Origin of the sequence: Palleronia rufa, from assembly GCF_000743715.1 — a bacterium.
Lineage (GTDB): Bacteria > Pseudomonadota > Alphaproteobacteria > Rhodobacterales > Rhodobacteraceae > Palleronia > Palleronia rufa.
This window is the reverse complement of the sequence record NZ_JQEY01000027.1, coordinates 21,422-27,629: the sequence shown is the minus strand read 5'-3', so window position 1 is coordinate 27,629 and position 6,208 is coordinate 21,422. Positions and strand designations below refer to the sequence as shown.

Genomic DNA, 6,208 nt, shown 5'->3' with positions numbered 1-6,208 from the left:
GACCTGGAGCGCGCCGCGCCGATGAAGATCACACGTGTTCTCACCGACAACGGCAAGGAGTTCACCGACCGGCTGTTCGGCCTGCGCAAGCGCGCGGCCACGGGCAACCACGAGTTCGACCGCCTCTGTGCCGACCTCGGGATCGAGCATCGCCTCGCACCACCGATGCGGCCGCAAACCAACGGCATGGTGGAGCGCTTCAACGGGCGGATCGAGGACGTCCTGCAGAGTCATCGCTTCCGATCAGGCGAGGACCTTGAGCAGACGATCCTGCGCTATGTCCGCCTCTACAACGGCCAGCTCCCGCAATCCGTCCTGAAGGGCAGAACGCCTATCGACGCCCTCAAGGACTGGCATCGCCAAAAGCCAAGGCTCTTCAAAAAGCGGCCATACAATCAAGCGGGATCTGACACCTAATCTCACCGTGCCGGCCTTCGTCGGCGACTGCGACCGCTATCGTGTCGGCATGGACGTCCAAGCCGACGTAAACACTTCTTACCATGATCAATTTCCTTCTCGAACAGTTCTCCGTTCGCCAAGAAAACCACGCGGGGCCACTGCCGCGAAGAAGCGCTTATATCGTCGTAGGCTCAGTTTTTTGCGGAATTTCGCTGCAGCGTCCTGTAGACGGTCGGTCTTGAGACGGAGAAGAACTCAGCGAGATCGCTGATGGAATATTCGCCGGAGGCGTGCATCCGGCTCATTTCTTTTTGTTGTTTTTCAGAGAGTTTCGGCTGTTTTCCATGAAGTTTGCCCTTGGCACGGGCGATGGCCATACCTTCGCGGGTGCGCATGCAAATGAGGTCGGCCTCGAACTCGGCGAAGGTGGCGAGGATGTTGAAGAACATCTTTCCCATCGGGTCGCTCGGGTCGTGAACGCTTGCCCCTAGGGCAAGCTTCACGTCGCGCGCCTCGATCTCGGCCGCGATGGCGCGGGCATCAGGAACGGAGCGCGCCAGGCGGTCGAGCTTCGGCACGACGAACGTGTCGCCCTCTCGCACCGCCGCCAGGGCTTGGGCCAGACCCGGCCGCTCCCGGTTCGTCCCGGTCAGGCCGTGGTCGGTGTAGATGCGATCCTCCGCGACGCCCAGATCGACCAGGGCCGCCCGCTGCGCGTCAAGATCCTGCTTGTCGGTCGAACACCGGGCGTAGCCGATCCGGGTCATGGGTGGTTTCCTCTGCGATGGCGCCCGAACGCGCCTCGGTTCCGTTTCGTGTAACGCACGAGGCCCCGTCAGTGATACTGTTATCGTACCATCTATGTGAGACGGCGCCCAAGCCCATGTTTACAGGTCATCCAGCAGACGAAGCCGCCCGCCTTCCAAGCGTCCGTTGACCGATCCCCTTACGGACGCAAGCCCACCACTATTTTCTGAAAGACCGCCATGCCAAGACGCAGCATTCTGACCGACCGCCAACGGGCGGCATTGTTCGACCTGCCGACCGATGACGCCTCGATGCTGCGCCACTACACTCTGGCGGACGACGATCTGGAAATCATTCATGCCCGCCGCCGTCGCCGCAATCGTTTCGGCTTTGCCCTGCAGCTTTGCGCGCTGCGGTATCCTGGGCGGCTGTTGGCGCCGGGAGAGGTCATTCCGCTGGCAGTTACACGCTTTCTGGTCGCGCAGCTTGGGATGAGGCCTGACGATCTGGCCGGATATGCTGCCCGCGAGGAAACCCGACATGAGCAGCTTGATGCCCTGTTGCTCGATGATGCGGGCGGCTCGGTCACGCGGTTCGTCTGGCTGCGTCAGTTCGAGATCGGGCGGAACTCGGCCGACATGAACCGCCTGCTGGACCGCCTGGAATACCTGCAGGCCCTGGCGCTAGACCGGGGGGTTCTTGCCGATGTGCCACCGCATGGCGTTGCCCGACTGCGCAGGCAGGGAGAACGGTACTTCGCCGGAGATCTGAGGGAGATATCTCGGGTGACCGCCGCCTCGCCATCCTTGCGGTTTGTGCTCTGGAATGGCTTAGCGCCATTGCCGACGCCGTGGTCGAGACCCATGATCGCATCGTCGGCAAGACGTGGCGCGAAGCGAAATCGCGATGTGACGCCCGGATGGACGATGCCAAATCGGCGCTGAAGGACACCCTGAAATCCTTCAAGACATTGGGCGCGGCGCTTCTGGAAGCGCATGAGGACCAGGCCTCCCTTGAGGAGGCCGTCGGCAATGCCGGCGGCTGGATAGCCCTCAAGGAGCTTGTCGCCGAGGCGGCCCAACTGACCGACACCTTCGCCGCCGTCTCGCTGGGCCGATCTGCCGGGTTCTGGGGATCGCACCATCAACATTCTACGCTTTCAAGGCTGTGGAGCGTGATCCGGGCCTGGCATCGAGCCGGGCCAGGCAGGATCGGCTGGACATGGCTGCCATCAAGGAAGCCTTCGATGGTAGCCGGGGCCGCTATGGCGCGCGTAAGGTCTGGCACCAACTGCGCCGCGAGGGACACGACATCGCCCGATGCACGGTGGAGCGGCTAATGAAAGTGATGCGGCTGCAAGGGGTTGTGCGTGGAAAGAAGGTCATCACCACCAATCCGGATACGGCACAACCTTGCCCGGACGATAGGGTGAACCGAGCCTTCGTAGCGGACATGCCGAACCAGCTGTGGGTCAGCGACTTCACCTACGTCTCAAGCTGGCAGGGAAGGGTCTACGTGGTTTTCATCATCGACGTCTTCGCCCGCAAGATCGTCGGCTGGCGTGTCTCGACCTCGATGACCACAGGTTTCGTCCTGGATGCCCTGAACCAGGCCATCTGCCAGAGGGCGCCGTCTGAGGCTGACAAACTGATCCATCACAGCGACCGGGGCAGCCAATATCTATCGATCCGATACACCGAGCGGCTTGCCGAGGCCGGGATCGATACCTCGGTCGGCAGCGTCGGGGATTCCTATGACAATGCTCTGGCCGAAAGCGTCATCGGCCTGTTCAAAACCGAGGTCATCAAGCTCCTCGGCCCTTGGAGGTGCGTTGGTCAGGTCGAATGGGAAACCCTGAAATGGGTCGACTGGTATAACAACGCCCGCCTGCACAGCGCCATTGGCTACATCACGCCGCAAGAAGCAGAGGAGGCCTTCTATGCAAGCTTGTACGCTGACGAAAAAGTAGCCTAATCATTGAACCAGAAACTCTCCGGTAAACCCGGGGCGGTTCACAGGGACGCTGCTTCAAGATCTCGGATCGGTCAAGCTGGGGCACGGACGAGGGCGGGCCTATGTTTTCATCGCCGCCCGCAATTCTGCCGTGAAGACCCGCAGCGCGTCCGCACTGCTCAGGCCCCGTTGGTCACGCACGTCGATCACCCAGACCGTGCCGCGCGCCAATGTGTAGAGGAGCGAGAAAGCCGTGTTGGGGATCTTCCACTCATGCACGTTTTCGTAGTCCTCGTACAGATGTCCAGCTTCCGGGTGGGTTCGCAGCATGGCTTCGGAGCGCCGCAACGCATCAACGGCGCGGACCACATCGAGCTGCGGGTTGCGACTGTAGTAGGTCCGCATCCACCGGAGCCCGTGTTCCGCGGTAGCGAGATAGCGCAGATCGAGCTCGGCCATGAGCGACGGGTGCGCTCAGCGTTCCGAAGAAAACGGCCGGTCGTCGTCCGCCACCATCCAATCGTGGACCGTCTTGGGCCTCACGCCGGGATCTTCGCGCGCGACCGCCTCCAGTCCCAGGTCGACGAGGTCGCGCACCGCACGCCGCTCCTCGATGAAGGCGCGGATCGCCCGGTTCGCCACCCAGGAGGCAGAGCGGCCCTCGGCGCGCGCGATGCGCTCGAGTTCGGCCTTGAGATCCGCGTCGAGGCGGGTGGTGAACATGGCGGTAGGCATGGGACGGCTCTCTAGAAGCGACGACGGTGTCATACAGTGTATTCAAAACACTTCAACGTCAAGCCGGATAAGGGTTTTATGGTGAGTGTGCGGATTGCGGTTTTCGGCATCGCTCTGGAATGGCCCCCATGCAGGACGGCGCCGGCACGGTTCACTGTCGCGCGGGCACCAGCGCCGCCAGTCCGTTCCAGCGAGTCAGAAGCCGGCGGCGGAGCCGCATCCGGCCGACCTGCGGCCAGTCGGTGTTGAGGATCGCCCGGCTTTCGATCACGATACCGGAAGTAGCCGTGCGGAGCAACTCTCCGTGGGCGTAGGCGGTCAGCATCCGTTCGGCCAGAAAGCCGATGACACGCGCCTGGTACGGGTCGCGCGCGCCCAGCTCGGGGGTTAGCGCGTCGTAAACGGCGTCGAGGACCGGAAACAGAAGCGCGCTGTAGTGCTCGAACACCGGGCGGCGCATGACGAAGATGTTGCCGACGATGACCCGCCATGACCCGAGCGCGCGGTCGAGGTCCGGCAGGAACTCCGAACTGAGATCGCCCACCGCCTCACGCAGCAGCGTCAGGTCACGCGGGTCGTGAAACCGGCGGAACTGCGCGGCGGCGCTGCATCTCAGGCGGGTGGCGTGCGGCACTACGAGGTCGGGGCCGCCGCGTTCCATGCGCCGCAGGAACCCGTCCACGCGGCTGGCATAGAGCGCCGCATCGAACCGGCGCACGAACCTTTCGGACGGCTCCCAGGGACGGCGGCGGGACGCGGGCGCCGTGTCGAGATCCAGCACTCGGCGGTAATGCATCAGCCCCAGCACCGGGGCGGCGGCGTCGTTCCGCCAGGCCCAGTAGTGAGCCGTGAGCTCACAATAGCTGGCGTTGCGCTCTGAGATCGAGACGCCTGCGGCATCGGTCTCCATCCCCTCCAGCGCGGCGGCGGCACCCGCGCGGCCGACATGGATCGGCCGCAGGGCCGCGCTGGCGATCAGCGGGCCGGGCTTGTGATAGGCGATATAGATGGCAGCCGGGCATTCCGGGACGCGGGGAGACGGGGCATGACTCATCTGGGGCGTATCCCATTGCGAAGCGGACAAAGCGCTATCCTCCGCCTTGGAAAATGTCCAGCGCGGCGCATTGTCTTGCCCCGAAAAGACCGCTAGAGCGCCACCAGCGGATCCGACAGGCACGAGGCGTAGTACATGAAAGTCATCATTCTGGGCGGGGACGGCTTTTGCGGCTGGCCGAACGCGCTGTATCTTTCCCGTCGCGGGCATGAGGTCATCATCGTCGACAACCTCTCGCGCCGCGAGATCGACCTGGAGCTGGAAGTCGACAGCCTGACACCGATCCGCCCGATCGGAGAACGGCTTCGCGTCTGGAAGGAGCTGACCGGCAACGAGATCAAGTTCCACAACTTCACGGTCGGCGAGCACTATCATCGCCTGTTGACGCTGATCGAGGACGAGAAACCTGACGCGATCATCCACTTCGCCGAGCAGCGCGCGGCGCCCTATTCGATGAAGTCGAGCTCGCACAAGCGATACACGGTCAACAATAATCTCAATGCCACGAATGACGTGCTGTCGGCGATCGTGGAATCAGGCCAGGACGTCCATCTGGTCCACCTGGGCACCATGGGCGTCTATGGCTACGGCACCGCCGGGATGAAGATCCCCGAAGGCTACCTGAAGGTTAAGATAGAGACCAGCGAGGGCGAAACCGAGCAGGAGATCCTCTATCCGACGAACCCCGGCTCGATCTATCACATGACCAAGAGCCAGGATCAGCTGTTCTTTCACTTCTACAACAAGAACGACGGCGTGAAGATCACCGACCTGCACCAGGGCATCGTCTGGGGCACCCAGACCGACGAGACCAAGATGCACGCCGGGCTGATCAACCGGTTCGATTACGACGGCGACTACGGCACGGTGCTGAACCGCTTCATCATGCAGGCGGCGATCGGCTATCCGATGACGGTGCACGGCACCGGCGGGCAGACCCGCGCCTTCATCCACATCCAGGACACCTGCCGCTGCATCGAGCTGGCGCTGGGGAACCCGCCGCAGTCGGGCGAGCGGGTGAACATTCTCAACCAGATGACCGAGACCCACCGCGTCCGCGATCTGGCGCAGATGATCCACGATATGATGGGGGCAGAGATCGCCTATCTGGATAACCCGCGCAACGAGGCGGTGGAGAACGACCTGCACGTCGCCAACGACCGGTTTCTCGGGCTGGGGCTGGAGCCGATCAAGCTGGGCGGCACCGACGGCATCGTGCATGAGGTAAGCGAAATCGCGCGGAAATACGCGGATCGCTGCGACCGGACCAAGATCCCCTGCGTCTCGCTTTGGCGCTGAGCTAGAGACGGCCGCCCGCCG

General features: G+C 63.1%; 6 protein-coding genes and 2 pseudogenes. 4 read left to right on the top strand and 4 right to left on the bottom strand.

Annotated features, from left to right (window positions below; translation table 11 throughout):
* On the top strand, window positions 1–417 hold a 417-nt coding region (locus tag KW83_RS18590), incomplete at its 5' end, for an integrase core domain-containing protein (RefSeq protein ID WP_036182065.1).
* Window positions 418–590: 173 nt separating this feature from the next.
* Here the strand turns inward: KW83_RS18590 and KW83_RS18585 are convergent.
* Window positions 591–1,166 carry a recombinase family protein gene (locus KW83_RS18585; RefSeq protein WP_036182062.1) on the bottom strand — a complete coding sequence of 192 codons (576 nt, stop codon included), beginning with the start codon at window positions 1,164–1,166 and terminating at the stop codon, window positions 591–593.
* 219 nt (window positions 1,167–1,385) lie between these two features.
* Between KW83_RS18585 and KW83_RS18580 the strand changes: the two are divergent.
* Window positions 1,386–2,248 (top strand): annotated as a pseudogene (locus KW83_RS18580) (DUF4158 domain-containing protein); the annotation flags it as partial.
* A gap of 14 nt (window positions 2,249–2,262) precedes the next feature.
* A pseudogene (locus KW83_RS18575) lies at window positions 2,263–3,120 on the top strand (IS3 family transposase); the annotation flags it as partial.
* A gap of 99 nt (window positions 3,121–3,219) precedes the next feature.
* Here KW83_RS18575 and KW83_RS18570 read toward each other — a convergent pair.
* From KW83_RS18570 to KW83_RS18560, 3 genes are all read right to left on the bottom strand, one after another.
* Window positions 3,220–3,558, bottom strand: a complete 339-nt coding sequence (locus tag KW83_RS18570) for a type II toxin-antitoxin system RelE/ParE family toxin (protein WP_036182060.1) — start codon at window positions 3,556–3,558, stop codon at window positions 3,220–3,222.
* Window positions 3,559–3,573: 15 nt separating this feature from the next.
* A complete protein-coding gene (locus tag KW83_RS18565) occupies window positions 3,574–3,834 on the bottom strand; it encodes a CopG family ribbon-helix-helix protein (protein ID WP_036182058.1) in 261 nt (86 codons plus the stop codon).
* A gap of 151 nt (window positions 3,835–3,985) precedes the next feature.
* Window positions 3,986–4,888: a DUF4422 domain-containing protein gene (locus KW83_RS18560; RefSeq protein WP_036182056.1), complete on the bottom strand. Its 903-nt coding sequence runs from the start codon at window positions 4,886–4,888 to the stop codon at window positions 3,986–3,988.
* Window positions 4,889–5,023: 135 nt separating this feature from the next.
* Here KW83_RS18560 and KW83_RS18555 point away from each other — a divergent pair, with 135 nt between their 5' ends.
* Entirely contained in the window at window positions 5,024–6,187 is a 1,164-nt protein-coding gene (locus tag KW83_RS18555; protein WP_036182055.1) for an NAD-dependent epimerase/dehydratase family protein, read from the top strand.
* Window positions 6,188–6,208 lie beyond the last annotated feature (21 nt).

Bases quoted from the DNA above. Each gene is read 5' to 3' on its own strand.
- KW83_RS18565 (WP_036182058.1), bottom strand. From the start codon at position 3,834: ATGCCTACCGCCATGTTCACCACCCGCCTCGACGCGGATCTCAAGGCC.
- KW83_RS18560 (WP_036182056.1), bottom strand. From the start codon at position 4,888: ATGAGTCATGCCCCGTCTCCCCGCGTCCCGGAATGCCCGGCTGCCATC.
- KW83_RS18555 (WP_036182055.1), top strand. From the start codon at position 5,024: ATGAAAGTCATCATTCTGGGCGGGGACGGCTTTTGCGGCTGGCCGAAC.
- KW83_RS18570 (WP_036182060.1), bottom strand. From the start codon at position 3,558: ATGGCCGAGCTCGATCTGCGCTATCTCGCTACCGCGGAACACGGGCTC.
- KW83_RS18585 (WP_036182062.1), bottom strand. From the start codon at position 1,166: ATGACCCGGATCGGCTACGCCCGGTGTTCGACCGACAAGCAGGATCTT.